This window comes from Terrimonas pollutisoli (genome assembly GCF_029360765.1).
In the GTDB taxonomy this organism is placed as follows: Bacteria; Bacteroidota; Bacteroidia; order Chitinophagales; family Chitinophagaceae; genus Terrimonas_B; species Terrimonas_B pollutisoli.
The window spans coordinates 879,179-900,684 of sequence record NZ_JARKNA010000001.1 but is presented as its reverse complement, the minus strand read 5'-3'; the positions used below and the strand labels follow the sequence as shown (position 1 = coordinate 900,684).

General features: G+C 41.6%; 19 protein-coding genes. 9 read left to right on the top strand and 10 right to left on the bottom strand.

The window, feature by feature from the left end; translation table 11 throughout:
- Positions 1–17 precede the first annotated feature (17 nt).
- From P2W73_RS03500 to sppA, 6 genes are all read right to left on the bottom strand, one after another.
- A complete protein-coding gene (locus P2W73_RS03500) occupies positions 18–1,535 on the bottom strand; it encodes an outer membrane beta-barrel protein (protein ID WP_276500601.1) in 1,518 nt (505 codons plus the stop codon).
- Positions 1,522–2,082 carry an RNA polymerase sigma factor gene (locus P2W73_RS03495; protein WP_276500600.1) on the bottom strand — a complete coding sequence of 187 codons (561 nt, stop codon included), beginning with the start codon at positions 2,080–2,082 and terminating at the stop codon, positions 1,522–1,524. Before P2W73_RS03495 ends, P2W73_RS03500 begins: the two co-directional genes overlap by 14 nt.
- Before the next feature lie 135 nt (positions 2,083–2,217).
- Positions 2,218–2,733, bottom strand: a complete 516-nt coding sequence (locus P2W73_RS03490; protein WP_276500599.1) for a DUF2911 domain-containing protein — start codon at positions 2,731–2,733, stop codon at positions 2,218–2,220.
- 62 nt (positions 2,734–2,795) lie between these two features.
- Complete coding sequence (locus P2W73_RS03485) at positions 2,796–3,185, bottom strand: hypothetical protein (RefSeq protein WP_439145488.1); 390 nt, start codon at positions 3,183–3,185, stop codon at positions 2,796–2,798.
- A 248-nt stretch (positions 3,186–3,433) separates the two neighbouring features.
- On the bottom strand, positions 3,434–4,537 hold the full coding sequence (locus P2W73_RS03480; RefSeq protein WP_276500597.1) for an ABC transporter permease: 1,104 nt from the start codon (positions 4,535–4,537) through the stop codon (positions 3,434–3,436).
- A 78-nt stretch (positions 4,538–4,615) separates the two neighbouring features.
- Entirely contained in the window at positions 4,616–6,364 is a 1,749-nt protein-coding gene (sppA, locus tag P2W73_RS03475; protein ID WP_276500596.1) for a signal peptide peptidase SppA, read from the bottom strand.
- A 62-nt stretch (positions 6,365–6,426) separates the two neighbouring features.
- Between sppA and folK the strand changes: the two genes are divergently transcribed.
- From folK to P2W73_RS03455, 4 genes are all read left to right on the top strand, one after another.
- Positions 6,427–6,912: a 2-amino-4-hydroxy-6-hydroxymethyldihydropteridine diphosphokinase gene (gene folK, locus P2W73_RS03470; RefSeq protein WP_276500595.1), complete on the top strand. Its 486-nt coding sequence runs from the start codon at positions 6,427–6,429 to the stop codon at positions 6,910–6,912.
- Between the two features lie 108 nt (positions 6,913–7,020).
- Complete coding sequence (locus tag P2W73_RS03465; RefSeq protein WP_276500594.1) at positions 7,021–7,407, top strand: GxxExxY protein; 387 nt, start codon at positions 7,021–7,023, stop codon at positions 7,405–7,407.
- A gap of 37 nt (positions 7,408–7,444) precedes the next feature.
- Positions 7,445–8,077: a deoxynucleoside kinase gene (locus P2W73_RS03460; protein ID WP_276500593.1), complete on the top strand. Its 633-nt coding sequence runs from the start codon at positions 7,445–7,447 to the stop codon at positions 8,075–8,077.
- A gap of 230 nt (positions 8,078–8,307) precedes the next feature.
- Positions 8,308–9,567 (top strand): MFS transporter, encoded by a 1,260-nt coding sequence (locus tag P2W73_RS03455; protein WP_276500592.1) that lies wholly within the window; start codon positions 8,308–8,310, stop codon positions 9,565–9,567.
- Positions 9,568–9,576: 9 nt separating this feature from the next.
- Here the strand turns inward: P2W73_RS03455 and P2W73_RS03450 are convergent, their stop codons facing one another.
- A complete protein-coding gene (locus P2W73_RS03450; protein WP_276500591.1) occupies positions 9,577–10,062 on the bottom strand; it encodes a YkgJ family cysteine cluster protein in 486 nt (161 codons plus the stop codon).
- Positions 10,063–10,246: 184 nt separating this feature from the next.
- On the opposite strand from P2W73_RS03450, the gene gcvP reads away from it, so the two are divergent.
- A complete protein-coding gene (gene gcvP / locus P2W73_RS03445; protein ID WP_276500590.1) occupies positions 10,247–13,132 on the top strand; it encodes an aminomethyl-transferring glycine dehydrogenase in 2,886 nt (961 codons plus the stop codon).
- 47 nt (positions 13,133–13,179) lie between these two features.
- Here gcvP and P2W73_RS03440 read toward each other — a convergent pair whose 3' ends face one another.
- Complete coding sequence (locus P2W73_RS03440) at positions 13,180–14,199, bottom strand: hypothetical protein (RefSeq protein WP_276500589.1); 1,020 nt, start codon at positions 14,197–14,199, stop codon at positions 13,180–13,182.
- A 198-nt stretch (positions 14,200–14,397) separates the two neighbouring features.
- On the bottom strand, positions 14,398–15,816 hold the full coding sequence (locus P2W73_RS03435; RefSeq protein ID WP_276500588.1) for a sensor histidine kinase: 1,419 nt from the start codon (positions 15,814–15,816) through the stop codon (positions 14,398–14,400).
- A 163-nt stretch (positions 15,817–15,979) separates the two neighbouring features.
- Here P2W73_RS03435 and P2W73_RS03430 point away from each other — a divergent pair, with 163 nt between their 5' ends.
- The 4 genes from P2W73_RS03430 (at position 15,980) to P2W73_RS03415 (ending at position 20,861) form a co-directional block, all read left to right on the top strand.
- Positions 15,980–16,933, top strand: a complete 954-nt coding sequence (locus P2W73_RS03430) for a CvpA family protein (RefSeq protein WP_276500587.1) — start codon at positions 15,980–15,982, stop codon at positions 16,931–16,933.
- Between the two features lie 141 nt (positions 16,934–17,074).
- Positions 17,075–17,239 (top strand): phosphatidate cytidylyltransferase, encoded by a 165-nt coding sequence (locus tag P2W73_RS03425; RefSeq protein WP_276500586.1) that lies wholly within the window; start codon positions 17,075–17,077, stop codon positions 17,237–17,239.
- Between the two features lie 326 nt (positions 17,240–17,565).
- Positions 17,566–18,810 (top strand): MFS transporter, encoded by a 1,245-nt coding sequence (locus P2W73_RS03420; protein ID WP_276500585.1) that lies wholly within the window; start codon positions 17,566–17,568, stop codon positions 18,808–18,810.
- A 74-nt stretch (positions 18,811–18,884) separates the two neighbouring features.
- Positions 18,885–20,861: a glycoside hydrolase family 97 protein gene (locus tag P2W73_RS03415; protein WP_276500584.1), complete on the top strand. Its 1,977-nt coding sequence runs from the start codon at positions 18,885–18,887 to the stop codon at positions 20,859–20,861.
- Positions 20,862–20,866: 5 nt separating this feature from the next.
- Here the strand turns inward: P2W73_RS03415 and P2W73_RS03410 are convergent, their stop codons facing one another.
- Positions 20,867–21,361 (bottom strand): hypothetical protein, encoded by a 495-nt coding sequence (locus tag P2W73_RS03410; protein WP_276500583.1) that lies wholly within the window; start codon positions 21,359–21,361, stop codon positions 20,867–20,869.
- Between the last annotated feature and the right edge of the window lie 145 nt (positions 21,362–21,506).

Below are 21,506 nucleotides of genomic sequence, written 5' to 3'. Positions count from 1 at the left end.
AATAACGTTGCGCTGTTTTATTTCTTTCGCGGAAAAATAATCCGGCCGCTTAAGCCGCCATATAAAAGATATTGCTTATCGCTATAAGCATCTTTCATCAGCTTGTTCATGCCGAATGAAATCTCGGGACCGACGGACCATTGTATTTTTTGAGACTTTCCAAAAAGAAATGAGAAACCAGTATTCAGGTTTACCTGCCACTTGTTGAAAATATCATTGTCCCGATAATAAATACCGCCGGCTGTAGTGTCATATACCAGTGCGTTGGTATTTACGAGGTAACCAAGTGACGCACCGACATTCCACAATAGCGGAAGTTTTTTTCCCTTGTTTAACTGCAGGTGATATTGAACTGGTAACTGGATAAGATGATAGTGATTGGTATAATCTTTTTGCGGTGCTGCCCTGTAGACCGCATCTAACCGTAGCGATTGCGTAACGGCATTGCTGACTACCACAGAAGTATTCCAATAAGAACCGACCTTCATTCTTGTATTCAAATAGGCATACTGCAAGCCGGCTGAAACACTGCTTCTTTTGGTAATTTCTTTTTGAGCTACTATTCCCAACTTAAAAGCAGGTCCGGCCTTGGTAGAAGAGGGAGAAACGGGCGGCGTATAAACACCACCACTGCCGGAATTGATCGGGGAACTATAAAACCTGTCCATACTTTTCTGGCCATTTGAAAAAAGAAAAGCATTATCTCTCATCCCTGACAGCCCAACGCCGAAGTCAAAACCCCACCTGATCTTAGCATTCATTTTTTGTGTTGTTTTAGTTACCGCTTGTTCTGTTTTCTTTTCATCCAATTTAGCCAGGGAACTATCTTTCCTTACCGAGTCAGTGGCTAACTCATCTTTGCTTTCAGTTTTATTGGATGACGGATCAGGTTGTGATTTAGCAATGTTTTCGTTTGTTCTTTTTTCATCGCCAACGGCAACATCATTTTTAATATCAGCCGTTTCCTTGCTTGTCATACTTTCGGCCTGCTCATTGCCAGGCTGAACCTGTTTTTTGTCAGTGATTTTTTTCCTGGATGCAGTCTTTTCCGTGATAGCATTTGATCTTTTGACAATAGCATCACGAAGAATTTTGGCAGTTACCGGCTTATCATTCAGCCCGCTTTCTTTGGTGATCTCAGGAGCACGATCGTTTTTCAACTCTTCCGCGATCGTCGAATTTTCAGTTGGATTAGGTTTAATGGTTAATGGGTCCTGATTGATAGATCCGTTTTCATTGGAAGTAGTTGAACTGGCAGCAGGTGAATCAACAGTATTATTTTTCTCTGCAGAATTATTATTGGTTTGTTGTGTAAAAGTTTGATCCGCTATGTTTTGTTTGGAATGATTAACTAAAAAATATCCTGTATAGCCGAGCAAGCTAAAGCCGGCTAAAAGAAAGATAAAAAAAACAACACGCCGCTTCTTTTTCTTTCTCAACTCCTCTTCTACTTTTTGCCAAACAGCATCTGAGGGACGGAGTTTAAACTCCTCCATCTGCTGCTGCACTCTTTTTTCAAATTCATTTTCCCGCATACTTTTCATTTTTCTTTTCGAGAGTATATCTTTCAATCCAGGTAATAAGCAGGTTCCTGGCCCTGGAATATTGCGAACGTGATGTACCATCGCTGATGCCCAGCATCTCCCCTATTTCAACATGGGTATAGCCTTCTATCGCATGCAGGTTGAAGATAACCTGGTAGCCTTGCGGTAATTGCCGGACCAAATCAGCTATTTCTTTTGCCTGCAATCGCACAGCCGGATCATCATCAGCCACCGGGTGCATATATTCCTCGGTAAAAAACATTTCCTCCTGGTACTTCCGGTGCCGTTTCAAATAATTGAGGGCGGTGTTGACCATGATGCGGCGAATCCAGGCACCCAACTCCCCTTGCTGTTTGTACTGGTGCAGGTAGCGAAAGACCTTTACAAAACCTTCCTGCAAAACATCTTCGGCATCACGCATAGAACGGGTATAGCGATAACATACCCCGAGCATTATTTCTGAAAATTGCTCGTAAAGTTCCCGCTGCGCCTGCGGCTTGCCCTTCAGGCAGTCTTTAACCAGTCTTTGGTGATCCATATAGTTCAGTAACCGGGTGACAATAAAAGAAAGCCAATCGTTGCACCCGCCCCTCTCTTTTTGGAGAGGGGTTGGGGTGAGGTCAAAATAAAAAGCCGTCTCTTTCGAAACGGCCTGCAAAAATAGCTTTATAATTTATACTACTTTAAAATCCACTTTCCTGTCACCCCAAAGCAGGGAAACAGTTCCATTTTTGTCTACCACAAAGGTCATCTTTTCGGCAAAGGTTTCCGCTTTAGCAGCTTTTACTTTTACCCGCAAGGCATCTTCCGATTCCTTATAGTCATAGGCGCCCCATTGTTTGGGGTTTTTATTGAAAATGATGGTCCACTCGCCTTCGTTAGCAATGGTAAACAAAGCATACTTCCCAGCAGGCAGGTCCTTGCCTTCTATTTTTACATCTTTACTCACTTCAAAAACAGTTGCTTCATTGGCACCGGTGCGCCAAACTTTTCCAGCCATTGGCTCCAAATCTTTACCAATGGTTCTGCCTTTTACAGATGGTTGGCTATAATCGATAGAAACAACAGCGCCGCTGGCCAACGTTTCTTTTGCCTGCGCAGGTGGACTGGGTCTTTTTGATTTATCATCTTGCCCGCAGGCAACAAGCATGGATACAGAGGCAATCGTCAATAGCAATGCTGATTTCATAAATGTTTTTTTTTGAAAATTTGAAGATGCTTTAAAGCTACAAATAACCTGCCAGACGAATTCTACTTTATTGATGTACGGTCGATGCCGACAATTTTTTTAATATTATTTAATCCCTGTTCCATTTTTGGGCCATAAGATCTGTCAAACACCAGGCTTGAAAATTTTTCCCACGGGTACCAGCGAAGCTGGAAATCCATGTACCATTGCAGCGTAGTTGAATCAGAACCCGGATGCTGAATGCATTTCCACCCGTTAATCATAGGCTTGCCATTCTTTCTTTGCATCACGGCTATACGTTCATCAGCTTTTTTCTCTCTCCATTGCACCATAGTACCGCTTACCTCCATGGAAGTCATATTACCGCCACTGGTATCTGAAACCTGGATAGCACCAGCGGGGAGACTGGAAAAGAATGGATTCCAATCCTTCCATTTGTTCATATCATCCACCTGTTCCCAAATTTTTTCAGCGGGAGCATGAATATTTGTCGCACGGGAAATGCGAACATTAAAAGGGATAAGCAATGAAATAGCCGTGATCAACACAAACAACAAAAGTCCACTGATCAGCAATAATTTTATGAAGCGCATTCTTTAGGTTTAAAAGTTTATTGGTTTACACGTTTACCAGTATTGAAAAATCGGAACTGCACAAATTTGTCCACTTATGTACTTGTAGCCAGGAACCAGGAACCTCGTTATTCCCATTTAATAACCCTCGCCACGATCAGATAAATAATCAGTGTCCATATAGCCAGTATACCCAATTCTTTCCAGGTATCGTATAGATGAAGCCCTTCAAAAGAAATTTTTCGCATCGCATTATTGAATTGAGTCAGCGGCAAAAAGTAACAAATGTCCTGCAACCACCTGGGGAACACTGAAACGGGAAAAAATGTTCCTGACAGCAGCATTTGCGGAAAGCCAAACAAGTTTATAAATAAAGGAATGCTGGCATCGGATTTGGAAACACTGCTGAATATAAGCCCGACACCCATCAGCAGGAAAAGCATAACCATTGTCAAAATGATCATTTCTACAAACGTGATAAAACCATGTTGTAAGGTAAAATGTAAAAAGGAATATCCTACCAGTATTAACACCATCACGTTTACCAATTGAAAAAACAAACGGCTGGTACCGATACCGATCAAAATATTAATTCGTTTTATCGGAGATGCATAGAATCGTTTCAGCACCAGTTGCTCCCGCAGGCTGAAAAAAGTAAAAGAGATACCAAACAGGGTGGAAAACAAAATGGAAAATCCAAGCTGACCCGGTAAGATAAAATCTATCTGCCGGTATTTCTGTCCTTCTACAATTTCGGGTTGTACAATAAATTGCTTTTGCACTTCAGCTATATTGCCTGTTTGAATTTTCAGCGTAAGATTTTCCAGTGATTGTAAGAAAAGATACAGGGTATTACCACTGGCAGAGCTTGCCTGCACATGAACTAAATATTTTTTATCAGCACTTGTTGGTATTGTTTGTATCGATAGAATCGCCGTCAGGTTTCCTTTGAGCAGATCATTCTTCATGTCCAGAGTATCGGCATAATGGGTGATGCGGACGAATTTATCAGCCCTTAAACTATCCATGATGGCATTTGTGGTATCGCTGCCGGGACGAATGGCTATCTTTTGTATCGGCACTCCATTGTTGCCAAAGGCGCCAAAGATCAAAATAAATATGATCGGAAACAGTAAGCTGAAAACGATGGACGTTGGCTGGGCGAAGATGGCCTTAAAACTTGCTCTGATAATGGCCCATAGAGCCCTGGACTGACTATAGGATTTTGACATTCACAAAAATTGGTGAGCAAACCTACGGGAAAAGGATTGAAGTTGTGGCCCGGGATAAATAGTTGCTTTAACCGGCCATTAATGTATAAAAAACTGAAACGGCAATCTCGCCTGCACCGTATTGCTCATTTCTTTTACCCGCTTCATTTCCTGGTAAATTTTATAGTTCTCCTCGCCGAGTTCCGATTTCATCTTGTCGGCATAGTTCATCGGATCAGCTTTGCCAAAAAGCTGATCGAAGATATTCTTCGGTTCAGGATATTCCCTGATCCTGTATTCTTTCAGTTTTGCCATAGATGCCGCTGATTGTATCGCATCTTCAATGCCGCCAAAGCGGTCGATCAAACCAATGTCTTTAGCTCTTAACCCTGTCCATACCCGGCCCTGCGCTATGCTGTCAATATAAGCTGTATCTTTTTTTCTTCCATCTGCTACCCGTTGTTTGAATTGTGCGTAGATCATATTGACATTGGCCTGCACCAGTTGTTTTTCTTTTTCATTCATGGGACGATAAATATTGCCGGCATCGGCATACGGCGCCGTTTTCACGCCATCAAAGGTTACTCCTAATTTATTTTTAAAAAATGCCTGCATGTTGGGAATGATACCAAACACACCGATAGAACCAGTGATAGTCGTTGACAATGCAAAGATGCTATCGGCTGCGCAGGAAATATAGTAACCGCCGGAAGCAGCAACATCACCAAAGCTCACGACGACAGGTTTTTCCTGTTTAGCTAATGACAGCTCCCGCCAGATAGTTTCACTGGCCATAGAACTACCGCCACCTGAGTTGACACGAAATACAATGGCTTTTATCGTCCTGTCCAGCCTTGCCTTGCGGATGAGAGTGCGATAATGTTCCGCACTGATGCCTTCATCCGATTTTCCATCCACGATATCACCTTCGGCATAGATCAATGCAATCTTTTCGCCGCTGCCGCTGCTGATATCCCTGGCAGCGAAATAACTGTTGATGGTAATAAAATTTAATCGTTCATATTTATCAACTCCCAGCTTGTTTTTGATTTCGTCTTTTACCTGGTCGTCATATTTTACACCATCAACTAGTTTGTAGTTGGCTGCATCAGTTGCGTTTTGGATTTTAGCATCATTGGCAAGTTGATGTAAAATAGCAGTATCAATTTTTCGCACCTCTGCTGTTTTCAATAAGAAATCACTGTACAGGTCATTTAACCAAACGGAGGTCTGCAATTCATTTTCAGGCGTCATTTGATCCGCCCGGAAAGGTTCAGTTGCGCTTTTGAATTTACCGGCATAAAAAATCTGCGGCTCTATCTCCAGTTTTTGCAGCGTTCCTTTTAAAAATACATAGTCAACATTGTAACCACTCCACTCGAGATAGCCCTGCGGGCTTATATAAATCTTGTCGGCAACGCTGGCAACACCATAAGCCTTTTGTGTGATCACATCACCATGCGCCAGGAGGAATTTATTGCTGCTCTTAAAATCCTTTAATGCATTTCTCAACTCTTCACTGGCGGCAAAGCCATTGGGGTTATTATTGGCAATAACATAGATGCCAGAAATATTTTTGTCCGTTTTTGCCCGATTGATCAACCGTAACACATCATATAAACCCGGTACATTCCGCTGCTCGCTGCTAATCACCGACAAGGGATTTTGCTTTTCCTGCTCGGCATAATGCTGGCTGAGATCCAGTACCAAAACAGATTTTGCTTCCACTCTTGGTTTGTCTTTAGCCGTAATACTGCCTGCGATAGTGATAAGAAAGAAAACAACTAGCAAACTAAATATGATCAGGGCCAATAGTGACGCAAAAAATATCTTAAAAAAACTCCGCATCCGTTAATTCATTGTTGAATGCCAAAAATAAAGATATTTGACCCGATGATGAAAGCAGCATTATGAATCAGGCATATTTACTGACGGGCGGCAATATGGGCAATCGCAGGGAAAATCTTGCAAAAGCCTTTGACTATATTAACGAGGAATGCGGATTAGTGACAAAAGCATCATCGGTATATGAAACGGCGGCATGGGGTAAAAACGATCAGCCTCCATTCCTGAACCAGGTATTGGAAATTGAGACGACATTAACAGCTCAGCAGCTTCTTAGGAAAATATTAATGATTGAAAAAAAACTGGGTCGGGTTCGGGAAGAAAAATATGGCCCCCGAATTATTGATATTGACATTTTACTTTTCAATAATGAGGTCTATGATCTGCCTGCATTGAAGGTCCCTCATCCCGAATTGCAAAACCGTCGTTTCGTATTAGTGCCATTGGCAGAAATCGCCGGCGAAATTATTCATCCGATTTTTAAAAAAACCATCACAACGCTACTGGCAATATGTCCCGACAAATTGGAAGTATCCGCTTTTCCAGTGTAGATAGTGATTGACTTATCCACAAATATATTTCTCCAAAAACCCTATCAGTCATTTCATTTACTTTGCGGTTTCCACAGAGGGCCACTGAGGTCATGAGAACCATCGCTTATGGAAATCAATAAAATTACCGAACAGATTATCGGGTGTGCCATTGAAGTGCACAGGCAACTTGGACCAGGTTTACTTGAGTCGACATATGAGGCATGCATGCATTATGAATTGATCAAAGCCGGGTTGAATGTGCAAAGGCAGGTTCCGAAGCCACTGGTGTATAAAGAAATTCGGTTGGAGCAAGGCTATCGAATTGATCTACTGGTGGAAAATCGTGTGGTGGTAGAAATAAAAATGGTGGAAGCTATCGCAGATGTTCATATAGCCCAAACGTTGACCTACTTAAAATTATCAGGAGCAGAAATCGGATTGATCATAAACTTTAATGTATTAAAACTGACAACAGGAGTAAAAAGGTTAGCAGCAAGAAATCAATCTCTGTGACCCTCTTTCCCTCTGTGGCCCTCCGTGGCCTCTAATTATGAAGTATCACTTTATCACCATAGAAGGAAATATCGGTGCCGGTAAAACCACGCTGGCTCACTTACTATCGAAACATTATGATGCAAGGCTGATCCTGGAAGAATTTGCTGACAATCCCTTCTTGCCAAAATTTTATGAAAACCCAGAACAATATGCCTTTCCGCTGGAATTATTTTTTATGGCGGAACGCTTTAAGCAATTAAAGGAATTATTGCAGCAAAAGGATATGTTTCAGCAATTGACCATCTCTGATTATCTTTTTACCAAATGTCTCTTGTTCGCCAAAGTGACCCTGCCGGATGATGAGTTCCGTCTCTACCAGCGATTGTTTGATATTATTCACCAGCAATTGATACAGCCCGACCTGCTGATCTACTTACATGCACCCGTCAAAAAATTGCAGGCCAATATTAAAAAAAGAAACCGCTCCTACGAACAAAACATCCCGGATCAATACCTGTTTAAGATACAGGAGACCTACACTAATTATATCAAACAACATAATATCAAAACCTTGTTTGTGGATGCGTCCAATGCTAATTTTTTGGGAAACGAAGCTCACCTGAAAGTGATCACCGATGCGTTGGAAAAAGACTATGAACAGGGTCAACATTATATTACGCTGCCGTAAAACCGGCCCCATCCCGACCTTCCCCCAAAGGGAAGGCTGCCTCACCCAGCCCTTGCTTTTCGAAATTTTGTTATATCCTCTCTAACTTTTGAATTTCATGGCATCATTATTCATTTTGATTTCGCCTATCAGTATATCCCTATTTCTTGTAGCTTTTGAGATCACCAATTTCAAATTTTCAAATTCTAACATTTTCAAATTGGCTGCTCTTACCTTTGCATCCTTAGAATATGGATGACAACCCAACGACCACGCAGGTAACCAACGATCCTTTTGCAGCTGTTCGCATTCCTGAATATAAAAATCTTGTACTGGGAAGGTTTTGTTTCATCATGGCCTTACGGATGATGAGCACTCTTGTAGGTTGGTGGATCTATGAATTAACAAACGATCCTTTTGCGATTGGCCTTATCGGTTTGTCTGAAGTCATTCCTGCCCTTAGCATGGCGCTTTACTCCGGCCATGTTATCGACATAAGTGAAAAAAGAAGACTGTTGCTGAAAAGTGTTTTTGGTTATATCTGCGCAGCAGCGGTTTTACTCTTCTTAACAACTCCCTTTATTCATCACAGGGTAGATAAAGTGCATATCAGCTACTGCATTTATGGCGTTATTTTTTGTACAGGCATCATACGATCATTTGCGGGGCCCAGTTTCAGCGCTTTGATCGCCACAATAGTGCCACGACAATTTCTCCAGAACGCAACGACCTGGAGCCAGGGAAGCTGGCTATCTGCTTCGGTAACCGGTCATGCCATGGGTGGTTTTTTAATAGCATTTATAGGAACCATGGGTACACAAATAGTAATTTTTTGTTTATTGATCATCGCTTTTTTTATTCTCACACAACTAAAGCCAAAACCAGCTCTGCAGCAATCGGGAGAAAAAAGAACCTGGGAAAGTGTAAAGGAAGGGGTGAAATTTGTTTTCAGAACGAAAGAACTTTTGGCTGCGTTATCGCTTGATATGTTTGCCGTATTATTCGGTGGTGCTGTTGCTATGGTGCCAGTCTATGCCAGGGATATTTTGAAAATTGGACCTATCGGCTTCGGCTGGCTTAACGCGGCCATTGATATAGGCGCCATTGTTGTCGTTGTATTGCTTACCATTGCCCCGATGAAGAGAGCGCAGGGTAGAAAACTGCTGTTTGCGGTTGCCGGCTTTGGCATCTGCATTATTCTTTTTGCTTTATCCAAATGGTTTATACTTTCCTTCCTTGCCCTGATGATCGCCGGCATGCTGGATGGCATCAGCGTGGTGGTAAGAGGAACAGTGATGCAATTGAAGACGCCTGATCATATGCGGGGACGGGTAAGCAGTGTGAGCTCTATGTTCATCAATTCGAGCAACGAACTGGGACAATTTGAGAGCGGGTTAGCCGCCAGGATTCTGGGCGTGGTACCATCTGTAGTTTTTGGCGGATGCATGACCTTAGCCGTTGTTGTGACCACCTGGATAAAAGCGCCTACCTTACGGAAATTTGAATATTGACCCGGAAAGCTATTTTCCTGCCTGCATCAATTTTTCCAATACATAGTAAGTAATCGGGCAGAACGAAGAATTCTTTAACGTCAATGCCTGGCGTTTGTAAATAACATCTTCATCCGTATAGGGAAAACGCTGGCAGTCCGAAGGCCGGTTTTCATAGATGCTGCAATAGTTGTCAGCACCCAAAAAAGGACAGGGTTTTGTTTTCACCACAAAATCTCCGTCGTCATCCACCCTTAGGTAAGTTTCAATAAAAACACTTTCTTTCATTTGCAGGTGCTTTGCTATCCGCTTTATATCCGTTGTTTTAAAACGTGGCGAGTAATTTTTGCAGCAATTGGCACATTGCAGGCAGTCAACCTTTGAAAACGCTTCCTCATGAAGCGCTGGCAGCTGTTTCAGCAATTTATTTTTTTCTACCCTTTGCAGGTATTGTTTGTATAATTTCTGCCTTTCACCTGATTTTTTTTCCCAATTTTTCAATAGGTCGCTGCTCATTTTGCAAAGTAACAACCTCTTTTCCACAGTTTGGCTCCGCTCTTTTTTTATCCTTTTCCTCCCGTAACTTTGCCCGCATTTCCCAGGAGAGCCACAAAAAAACGAGCCGGTCAAAAAAAGTCATTGTTAGCTTGTACTCCAGAGCTCAATCTTATTTGACATGGTGAATAAAATGAATACAACAATGAGCATTTTCGAACAACAGTCCAACGAATTTATTTCCCGCCATATCGGGCCCAATGAAACTGATGCAAAAGTGATGTTGAAGAAAATTGGGGTCGGAAGCCTCAATGAGCTGATTGATAAAACAGTGCCTCCTGCCATCCGGATGAGTCATGAGCTCAATATCCCGGCTGCGATGAGTGAAAACGAATACCTCAAGCACATCAAGGAAATATCATTAAAAAATAAAATATTTTCCACTTATATTGGCCAGGGCTACTATGATACTATTACTCCATCTGTCATCCTGCGAAATATTTTTGAAAATCCAGGTTGGTATACCCAATACACCCCTTACCAGGCCGAGATTTCGCAGGGCAGACTTGAAAGCCTCTTGAACTTTCAAACCATGGTAAGCGATTTGACCGGCTTACCAATTGCCAATGCCTCACTGCTCGACGAAGCTACAGCCGCGGCAGAGGCTATGACCATGTTTTTTAACTCCCTGAACAAACAGGACCATATTGAAAGGCCCAGGTTTTTTGTTGACAAAGAAATATTCCCCCAAACAAAAGATGTGTTGGTGACCAGGGCTATTCCGGTGGGGATTGAAATTGTTGAAGGCAATTATAAAACTGCTGCTATTGACGGCACTTATTTTGGCGCCATTATTCAATATCCGAATGACAAAGGCTCGATAGAAGACTATCGTGAGTTTATTTCCAAAGTTCATTCGGCTGGTGGTTTTGCTGTTATGGCCACCGACCTTCTGGCTCTCACTTTATTAACACCGCCCGGAGAACTCGGCGCTGATGTGGCCGTAGGATCGGCGCAACGGTTTGGCGTGCCGCTTGGTTATGGCGGACCGCATGCTGCTTTCTTTGCGGCAAAAGATGATTTCAAAAGAAGCATACCCGGCCGCATCATCGGGGTTAGTATTGATGCTCAAGGCAACCGTGCTTTGCGGATGGCTCTCCAGACAAGGGAACAACATATCAAAAGAGAAAAAGCGACTTCCAATATCTGTACGGCCCAGGCCCTGCTGGCCAATATGGCTGCCATGTATGCTGTTTATCATGGTGCAGGAGGCCTGAAAAATATTGCAAAACGGGTAGCACTGCTTACCCAAACAGTTGCCGAAGCTATTGAACAAAGAGGTTTTGACCTCATATCGCAAAGCTTCTTCGACACAATTGTTGTTAAAACAGATGAGCTACCTGCTATAAAAGCAAAGGCGGAAAGACAGTTTATCAATCTTCGCTATATCGATAACAACCATATTGGCATTTCACTGGATGAAACAACAACGACAGAAGACCTTTACGACCTGATCAATTGTTTTGAAAATGACCGGGACCCGGTGGCATTTGATATTTACCTGGATGATGAGCTACAACATATTCCAACAACACTGGTTCGTCATTCAGCATTTTTGACACACCCTGTTTTCAATACGCATCGCAGCGAAAGCCAGATGATGCGCTATATTAAATTGCTTGAAAATAAAGATCTCTCGTTGAATACATCGATGATCTCGTTGGGAAGCTGCACCATGAAGCTGAATGCAGCTTCCGAAATGATGCCATTGAGCTGGGCCCATTGGAGTAAGATCCACCCGTTTGCTCCAGCAGATCAAACAAAGGGCTACCAGTACATCATTGATGAGTTAAGCAACTATTTATGCGAAATCACTGCTTTCGATGCCTGTAGTTTACAACCCAATAGCGGTGCACAGGGAGAATATGCGGGATTGTTAACCATCCGTTCTTATCACGAAAGCCGCGGGGATCATCATCGTAACGTGATGTTGATTCCTATTTCAGCTCATGGTACCAATCCCGCTTCTGCTGTTATGGCGGGCATGAAAGTAGTTGTGGTCAAAGCTTTGGAAAATGGTTATATCGATGTGGAAGACCTGAAAGCAAAAGCACAACAGCATAGTGCTAATCTTTCAGGTATTATGATCACCTACCCCAGTACTTATGGTGTCTACGAAGAAACGGTAAAAGAAATTACAGCTATAGTTCATCAACATGGCGGACAGGTTTATATGGATGGCGCTAATATGAATGCCCAGGTTGGATTAACAGCTCCCGGTTTAATTGGGGCCGATGTTTGTCACCTGAACCTGCACAAGACATTTGCTATTCCACATGGTGGTGGCGGCCCGGGCATGGGGCCTATTTGTGTAAAGAAGCATTTAGCTGAATTTTTGCCGGGACATGTAGAAGTGAAAAGTGAAAAGTTAAAAGTTAAAAGCAATGCTGTAAGTGCTGCGCCTTATGGCTCCGCCAGCATTCTTTTGATCAGCTATGGTTATATCAGAATGTTGGGTAATGAAGGAGTGAAAGCCGCAACCGAAAATGCCATCCTCAATGCAAACTACATGCGGGCAAGGCTTGAAGGTGCTTATGATATTTTATATACCAATCATAATGGTGAATGTGCACACGAATTCATTGTTGATCTTCGTCCTTTCAAAAAGAGCGCAGAGATAGAGGCGGAAGATGTGGCAAAACGTTTGATCGATTATGGTTTTCATGCACCAACCATGAGCTTTCCTGTTCCCGGCACAATCATGATCGAACCCACAGAAAGTGAAGATAAAGCTGAGCTGGATCGTTTTTGCAATGCGCTTCTCTCTATTCGGGAGGAAATAAAAGCAATCGAAGAAGGCAAAGCTGATAAAAAAGATAATGCATTAAAAAACGCACCGCATACACAGTTTGTCGTCACGGCTGATGAATGGAAGCATGCTTATTCAAGACAATCAGCCGCCTTCCCATTATATTACGTTACACTCAATAAATTCTGGCCTTCAGTAGCAAGGGTGAATAACACCCACGGTGACAGAAACCTGATCTGTACCTGTGAGCCTATCGAAAGCTATATGGAAGCTGAAGCGTAAGAAACCGGTCAAATAAATTTATCGTAGAGAGCTTCGGCTCTCTTTTTTTATGGTGTCAACATGATATAAAATATATGCAGAGCAATGTGGTTTTCGATGGCCGCTGTTGCGCTAACTTTTGCTTTTCTTAAAATGCCAGGGCTGCCATCCAGGCTAGTAAGCATTATACCCGTTTTTTTGAAATCAATATTGCCGGTGTTCTCCGGTTCAATCATCATGGAAAACTCTGACTCTTCACCATAAAAACTAAAATCGTTTCCGTTTATATCCAACAAATCCCGGATGCTCATACCCGAATAAATCCCACTTTTAAAAGTCCATTTATTACGGCTGATATTATCGTTGAAAGGCAGGCCGTTTTCCGTTGGCAAAACGCCACTGATCAAGATATAAGAAAGCTTGCGGAGATTATCTTCATCTTCCCACACAAATACTACCTGCCGGTTACTATTGCCAAACAATACCGAGCACTTTTTCAGTTTCTTTTCAGAGAAATAGTAAACATCTTTTTTCACATTTTGCTCGCCAAAGAAGGCGGCGAGTAACTCGTGGGAATCAAAATTCAAAAGGTCTTCGGCAAAATTTACATTCCCGGGTAATTCTTTCCTTTTAAGTAAAAAGCTATAAGTTGTTATGCTATCCTCCACCGACTGTGACGTTTCGACCGTCATATTTTTACGCTGGTAGAGAGGCGATTGACTGGAATCCTGGTTACGACCATAGAAAAAATTGGCCCGCAGATAATTCAACCCTGAATGATATTCTTTTAATGATGTGGTATAAAAGGCAAAACAATAGTCCTTCTCCTGTTTAAAAAGGCTCACTCGTCGATGCCCGACAATAGAATCCACTTCATCTTTCTTCTTTTTTTCGAAAAAAGTAAAGGCCATTGCATCATCCTGCATCGTTTTGACGCCAGACGAATAGCCCTTTTCATGCATATAATTGTCAAACTTCTTGGGGGGGAGAGAAGAAAGTGTAACCAGGTCTTCAAGCTGAAATGACTGAGCCCGGACTGAAGAAATAAGAAAACCCTGTAAAATGAATATAAGTAAAAGTCTCGCCATAACATTTCCTTTTATTCATAAAATATTGCATAGGGTCTTTTAAAGGAATCCCTCAGGGGGAGTGTTATAGCACGGATGCTTGCAGGCAACGAAATTATTAATTTTTATTAAAACTCCAAATAGACGTTCATGTTTTCATTGAAATTGAAATAAAAGTACCGGGAGGACTGACTATAAATATTTACAGGCTTATACAGCTTAAAGTTCTTGCCTCGGTAGAGTGAAAGAAAAAATACTTCCCTTACCTATTTCGCTTTGAATGCGGAGGTGACCGTTGTTTTTTGCGAGAAACTCCTTGCATAGCATGAGGCCCAGCCCCGTGCCTTGCTCCTGTGCTGTACCATTGCTGGTGTAAAAATCCTGGCTGGCAATTTTCTTCATTTCTTCCTGGCTTATCCCTTTACCTGCATCTTTTACATACACCTCGGTAACAGACGCCTGCTCAAATGTGCCGATATAAATATGTCCGCCTGAAGGAGAAAATTTAATAGCATTGGAAATAAGGTTGCGCAATACGAGACTGATCATATCCCTGTCGGCCCAGGCACTGAAACCATCAATGGCCCTGTTTTCAATATGAATTTTTTTGGCCTCTGCCTGCAGGTAAAGTATGTGCAATACGTCATCAATCATTTGTTTTACATTAATGGGTCCTGCATTGACCGTATCAGCCTGCATTTGACTTTTGGCCCACTGCAACAGGTTATCCATCAAACTGACGGTATAGTTCAAATCATTTTTGACATCGGGGATTAATTCCTTGATCTCATCCGCAGGCATATCTTGTTTTTGCATGTCATCAAAAAGATTACGTAATGCATACATTGGAGCCTTGAGATCATGAGAGATAACAGAAAACAATTTATTTTTTAGCGAATTCAGCTGATCCAGTTCCTCTGCTTGCTTTTGGATCTCCTGGTTATTTTGCTGCAAGATTGAATTATTGATCATCATGCTGGCCTGGTAATCCGCATTTTCCTTTTTGATCAGGTATAAACCGTAGAATATATAAATAAGAGCCAAAGCCTGGTTAAAAAGATACCCGATGAAATTTATATCCTCCAGTTGATAACGATATTTGGTCAATACTACCGACAGTATAAAATAGCTGATCATCGAAAAACTGATCGAAAAAAACATATAGCCGATATCCCTGATAAAAAAAACAGCTAATATGCCATAGAGAATGAAAGAAAGTTCGATACCAAAATTGATCCCGTTGATATAACTAAAACAGGTAAAAAGAGGATATAAAGTGAAATAAACTACCAGGGCTTCATTGTACCTGTTCTTGTTGTTCAAAAATAAAACCAGGCTACTTACTAAAGGAGGTATGCAGGCAACCAACCATCCAGTTAAAGGAATTTTGCCAGCGCTAAAAATACCAAGCAGGGGAACAACAAAACCAGATATAAGCTGAAAAAAATTCAGGGAATTAAATATCCCTAAGCGGCTTTTTTCATATTGGCTCATTTCGGCGGTGACACCAATGTTTTTAATAGTATGTAGGATTGATTGCAATATTTCAGCTACTAAATTGAAAAATTCAGCCAGTCGCACAAGGCTGGTCTTGAAATAATCATGACTTGGTTGCAAAACCTGCAAAAAGTATCTCATAGGGAATCCGGACGATTTGATCGCCTAACAAAATAGCAATTATTTGGTTAACTAGTTAACCATTCATGAAAAAATAACTCCTCCTTTCCTGCAATTAAATCATATTGGTACAGTTTTTCCACAGGCATATTATTTGATTTATTTCAATTTCAAAACTTTAGGCATGAATTGGGTTGACCTGGCTCTTATCGCTGTTTTTCTTATTATGCTTTTTGCCGGCTATAGCCGTGGCTTTATCCTTGGCTCACTGGATCTCCTCAGTTGGGCTGGCAGTTTTATATTGGCTTATATGTTTTATGGCCAGGCGGCTGAGCTTATAAAAAAAGTGATTGACCTTAAGATATGGATACTGCCTGTCTCTTTCCTCTTGATTTTAATCATTAGCCGCATGATCATTGCCTGGATCGCTGGTCTTATTATTCGTTCTTTACCTGAACAAAGCAATAACAATTTCATCAATAAATTCCTGGGTGTGGTACCGGGTGCTATCAATGGATGGATTGCAGCCATTGTTGTCTCAGCATTATTATTAGCACTGCCTATAAACAATAATATTACTGCCGAGACACGCAATAGCCGGTGGGCTACTCAACTGGCTATGCAATCAGAATGGGCCAACAAAAAATTGGCTCCCGTTTTTGATGAAGCTATCCGGCATACGATGAATAGCCTGACAGTTAATCCCAATTCAAATGAAAAAGTACCACTCGGTTTTACTTATAACAAAGCAGAGATAAGGCCAATGCTTGAGTCAAGAATGCTGGAAATGGTAAATAAAGAAAGGGTAAAACATGGCTTAAAGCCTTTACGGGCTGACCCCGAATTAACAGCGGTTGCCCGTGCACACAGCAACGATATGTTTTCAAGAGGCTATTTTGCTCATAACACGCCGGAAGGAAAAAATCCCTTTGACCGGATGAGAGCTGCTGGTGTCCAATTCAGTGCAGCAGGAGAAAATCTTGCCTTAGCCCAAACTTTGGAAATTGCACATACAAACCTGATGAACTCCCCGGGGCATCGGGCAAACATCTTACAACCATCTTTCGGAAGATTAGGTATCGGTATACTTGATGGCGGATTTTATGGTTTAATGATCAGCCAGGAGTTTAGAAACTAATATCCAATCATATCGTCAACAGTTTTTGTTGATTCAAAAAGATCATTTTGTTCCCGATTCAACGATGCAAATTTTCCCCACCGATTCAGAAATGTAAAATGGTATAATAGTTGAATTTTTATTTTATTAAAGAATTTGACTATGAAATTATCACCGTATTTATTTCCTTTTTTCTTTACCCTATTTGTCTTGAGCAGTTGCGGCGCAGTTGAAACAATATTCAAGGCAGGTATGTGGTGGGCTTTTTTCCTGGTTGGCTTAGTTGTAGTAATTATCCTGATCATTGTGTCCAAAGTGAGGAAATAACAAACCGTTTCCCCATAATCGAACTATGAAAAAGCTCCTACACCTAATGGACTTTTCTGGAAGCTGTCGAAAGGCATCTTATAATATCTACCTGCAAAGGAATTGGAAGAGATAATTGGCTGGCCTTCACAATACCTGAAGGCACGTCTATAAGATGATTTCTCTAACCCAATGAATTTGAAAGAGAAAAATTGGAAAAGAGAAGTTTTTAAGAGATAATAAACAGTGTTAACATATCGCTTAATTATAATTCGTATTTTTGCCGCGTTCTAAACAGAACATTCCCTCAGGGAGTTGCTCGCCATAGTTACTAAAATAGCAACTCGATGAAATTAAGTTTGGTAAGTGTATTTAGAAATTCACAACGATTAATAACCCCATTAACAGGTTCGTTCACAAAGACAAAGAACGATATGGATATTACTGCGCCAACGTATTCAAAACAACAAATACGCATTGCAGTATCCGCTTTCTTTTTTTGCCAGGGGCTTTGCTTTGCATCCTGGGCTAGTCGCATCCCGGACATCAAAACCTCGTTGCAATTGAGTGATGCAGCTTTGGGCAGCATTCTATTAATGCTTCCTGCCGGACAGTTAACAGCGATGCCATTCTCCGGCAGATTGATCACCCATTACGGAAGTAAAAAAGTTTTGCGTATTTGCCTGGTGTTGTATGCTATTTGTTTGACCAACCTCGCACTGGCCACACAACCCTGGCACCTGGCTTTAGGTCTTTTCCTGTTTGGCATCTGCGGAAACATGTGTAATATCTCCGTAAATACGCAGGCAATCAGGGCGGAAAAATTATATGGCCGGCCAATCATGACCTCATTTCATGGAGTGTGGAGCACCGCAGGTTTTGCCGGCGCTGCGATCGGCCTTTTGATGATGTCGCAACATATCACTCCCTATATTCATTTTTGGATCATTACAGCGTTGGTTTTTATCACCATTGTTATTTCACAGAGATACCTGCAATGGGGTAAAGCGGCTAATCCACCAGAAAAAAAATCTTTCTTCTCCAAACCGGATGGCATGCTGATGCAATTTGGAGTTATTGGTTTTTTCAGCATGGCGAGTGAAGGAGCGATGTTTGATTGGAGTGGTGTCTACTTCCAGGATGTAGTACATGCACCAAAATCGTTGATTGCCCTGGGCTATATGTGTTTCATGATTGCTATGGCATCCGGTAGATTTGTCGGGGATCGGCTAATTAGCAAATATGGCCGCCAGACGATGTTAAAGATTAGCGGCGTGCTTATTTCTTCCGGGTTGTTTTTATCAGTAATCCTTCCTCATATCATCACTGCCACACTTGGATTTTTGATTGTCGGGTTTGGCGTCTCTTCTATTGTACCGATGGTATACAGCGCAGCCGGAAAGCAGTCAAAAATTCCTCCCGGCATGGCATTAGCAGCTGTTTCCAGTATCAGCTTTCTTGGCTTTTTGATGGGACCACCATTGATCGGTTATATTGCCCAACTCTTTAGTCTTCGTTATTCTTTTGCCGTAATTGGTTTGTTGGGTATTAGCATTAGCCTCATGGTTTCAAAAATTAAGGCGCTGAAGTAGTTCGACCTGCTCATAATGAGCCGAATTTCCAAAAGCTAAACATTCGCTATTTTCATTCATTAAATATTCTTTTGATGAATAAGAATTGCGTTGCCATATCTTTTTTGCTACTATTCAATTTTTGCTATGGTGCTGACAAAAAGGAGATCAATTCGCCCAACGGAAAAATAAAATTGATCGTAGAAGCAAAGGATAAACTATTCTATTCAATACGATACAACAATGAAATAATACTGCTGCCTTCTGAAATAAATCTGCAACTGCAGGATGGTACCGATCTGTCGGGCAACCTAAGTTTTAAAAAAGCCAGCACCCGTTACAACAATTCAATTATCATTTCACCTGTTCCGGAAAAAAGAAAAACCATTCCGGATGTTTTTAATGAGCTGACCATCCGCTTCAAGCAACCTTTTAGTGTTGTATTCAGGGTGTATGATGATGGTGTGGCTTACCGTTTTCTATCACATAGTAAAGACAGTATTATTATCAGGCAGGAAATAGCAGGCTTCAATTTTCCGGCAAACCATCCGATCTATTATCCTGAAGTTGTTAAACGGGAAAATACAGATATCTATCACACCAGTTTTGAGGAACCTTATCAATTTAAACCGCTTGACAGTTTAACTAAAAACAATTTGTGCTTTACTCCGGTGCTTATTGCGCCATCAAATGGCCCTAAGATCATCATCACCGAATCCGACCTGGAAGATTATCCCGGCATGTTTATAAATGGCAATAATAATAATTTACTGAGTGGACATTTTGCACCCTATCCATTAGAAGAAAAAACGGCTGAAGGCGAATTTCCCCAGGCCATTGTAACAAAACGGGCCGGTTATATTGCCAGGACAAAAGGCACAAGAAATTTTCCCTGGAGAGTTTTACTTATTGCGGAGAATGACAAAGACCTACCGGCTAATGATTTGGTATACCGGCTGGCGTCTCCGTCCCGGGTGAAAGATATATCATGGATAAATCCCGGCAAAGGCACTGATGAATGGATCATTGGTATTAATCTTTTTAATGTACCGTTTAAAACCGGTGTTAATACTGCTACATATAAATACTATATCGATTTCGCCAGGCGATTTGGCTTTGATCGCATCATGATGGATGCAGGCTGGAGTGATTATAAAGACCTGTTCAAAATAAATCCTGCAATCAATATGGACGAGATTGCGGCCTACGCAAAAGAGAAAAATATAAAACTCAGCATGTGGACGCTTGCTATGACATTATCCAGGCAATTAGAACCGGCCTTGGAACAGTTTAATAAATGGGGCGTAGATTTTATCATGACTGATTTTATGGATCGGGATGATCAACTCATGGTCAATTTTTATTTCCGGATTGCAGAAGCTTGCGCCAGGCACAAGATCATGATCATGTATCATGGTGCTTTTAAGCCGGCTGGTTTTAACCGAACCTTTCCGAATGCAATAACCCGTGAAGGAGTACTAGGGTCGGAGTATAATATTTGGAGTGAAAAGGCTACACCTGAACATGATCTGCTTTTGCCTTTTATCCGGATGGTATCAGGGCCTATGGATTATGAACCAGGCATTTTAGATAATGCAACAGCAAAAACATTTCGGCCGATTGGTGATAAAGTAATGTCAATGGGCACACGTTGCCACCAGGCCGCCATGTTCGTTGTGTATGAAAGCCCCATTCAGTTGTTTTCAGGCAATCCTTCGCAGGGATTAATGGAACCATCATTTATGGAGTTGCTTGGCAGCATTCCTACTACATGGGACACAACTATTGTACTGGATGCAAAAGTTGGGGATTATATTGTTACAGCCCGGAAAAAAGGAAACGATTGGTTCATCGGCGGCATGACAGACTGGACGGCAAGAGAGTTATCTGTTGATCTTTCCTTTTTAGAAGACGGTAATTATGAAGCCAGTATTTGTGAAGACGGTGTAAATGCTGACCGCTATCCATCCGATTATAAATTATCAACCATGCAGGTTTCAGGAACAAATACGATTAAAGTAAAAATGGCTCCCGGAGGTGGATATATTATGCGACTGAAAAAGAAAAACTAAGATCGCTACTCCACTTTTATTTTCAATATAAAATCTGTGCTAAATGGATCACCGGCCATCTTATTTGGCCCAATATAAAGTTTGTAAGTACCTTTTTGTCTGAGTGCATATTTCAACGTGTTTCCAAACGGTCCGTCGCTTTTTCCGTCCGGCAGGTAGAGATGACTAAAACGTATTGTCGCCTTCGTATTATCCGGAACTACAGAAGCCGTCAACTTACTTCCCTTCGTGACGGGCAAATAACAAATGACCGGATTCCCTTTCTTATCCACATGACCTTTCACAGTTATCGAAACACTATCGGTTGGAAATGAAAGATGAATAACACTGTCTACCTGTATGTTTTGAGGAACACTATCTATTGCTGCTGTCATGCTATCTTTTTGTTCAACATGCACTGAACTATTTGCATCCGGAATAGGTGCCTCCTCTTTTGTATTTGAGGCATTGTTGCAGGATAAAAGGAGTAAACTAAAGACAAGGGCAAAACAAGTTTTCATAAAATGATTTACTAAATGCCACAGCAAATTAACGGCCGCTTTTTATCAGGCAGGTATATCCAGGAATTTCGAAACTTGAAGTTTGGTTGATTTTAAGGTAACAAAAAAGACCCCGAAGGGTCTTTTTGATGATCTCGTTAAAGTC

Excerpts from the sequence above, each read along its gene's own strand:
- P2W73_RS03500 (WP_276500601.1), bottom strand. The coding sequence starts at position 1,535 with ATGCGGGAAAATGAATTTGAAAAAAGAGTGCAGCAGCAGATGGAGGAG.
- P2W73_RS03495 (WP_276500600.1), bottom strand. The coding sequence starts at position 2,082 with ATGGATCACCAAAGACTGGTTAAAGACTGCCTGAAGGGCAAGCCGCAG.
- P2W73_RS03490 (WP_276500599.1), bottom strand. The coding sequence starts at position 2,733 with ATGAAATCAGCATTGCTATTGACGATTGCCTCTGTATCCATGCTTGTT.
- P2W73_RS03480 (WP_276500597.1), bottom strand. The coding sequence starts at position 4,537 with ATGTCAAAATCCTATAGTCAGTCCAGGGCTCTATGGGCCATTATCAGA.
- sppA (WP_276500596.1), bottom strand. The coding sequence starts at position 6,364 with ATGCGGAGTTTTTTTAAGATATTTTTTGCGTCACTATTGGCCCTGATC.
- folK (WP_276500595.1), top strand. The coding sequence starts at position 6,427 with ATGAATCAGGCATATTTACTGACGGGCGGCAATATGGGCAATCGCAGG.
- P2W73_RS03465 (WP_276500594.1), top strand. The coding sequence starts at position 7,021 with ATGGAAATCAATAAAATTACCGAACAGATTATCGGGTGTGCCATTGAA.
- P2W73_RS03460 (WP_276500593.1), top strand. The coding sequence starts at position 7,445 with ATGAAGTATCACTTTATCACCATAGAAGGAAATATCGGTGCCGGTAAA.
- P2W73_RS03455 (WP_276500592.1), top strand. The coding sequence starts at position 8,308 with ATGGATGACAACCCAACGACCACGCAGGTAACCAACGATCCTTTTGCA.
- P2W73_RS03450 (WP_276500591.1), bottom strand. The coding sequence starts at position 10,062 with ATGAGCAGCGACCTATTGAAAAATTGGGAAAAAAAATCAGGTGAAAGG.
- gcvP (WP_276500590.1), top strand. The coding sequence starts at position 10,247 with ATGAGCATTTTCGAACAACAGTCCAACGAATTTATTTCCCGCCATATC.
- P2W73_RS03440 (WP_276500589.1), bottom strand. The coding sequence starts at position 14,199 with ATGGCGAGACTTTTACTTATATTCATTTTACAGGGTTTTCTTATTTCT.
- P2W73_RS03435 (WP_276500588.1), bottom strand. The coding sequence starts at position 15,816 with ATGAGATACTTTTTGCAGGTTTTGCAACCAAGTCATGATTATTTCAAG.
- P2W73_RS03430 (WP_276500587.1), top strand. The coding sequence starts at position 15,980 with ATGAATTGGGTTGACCTGGCTCTTATCGCTGTTTTTCTTATTATGCTT.
- P2W73_RS03425 (WP_276500586.1), top strand. The coding sequence starts at position 17,075 with ATGAAATTATCACCGTATTTATTTCCTTTTTTCTTTACCCTATTTGTC.
- P2W73_RS03420 (WP_276500585.1), top strand. The coding sequence starts at position 17,566 with ATGAAATTAAGTTTGGTAAGTGTATTTAGAAATTCACAACGATTAATA.
- P2W73_RS03415 (WP_276500584.1), top strand. The coding sequence starts at position 18,885 with ATGAATAAGAATTGCGTTGCCATATCTTTTTTGCTACTATTCAATTTT.
- P2W73_RS03410 (WP_276500583.1), bottom strand. The coding sequence starts at position 21,361 with ATGAAAACTTGTTTTGCCCTTGTCTTTAGTTTACTCCTTTTATCCTGC.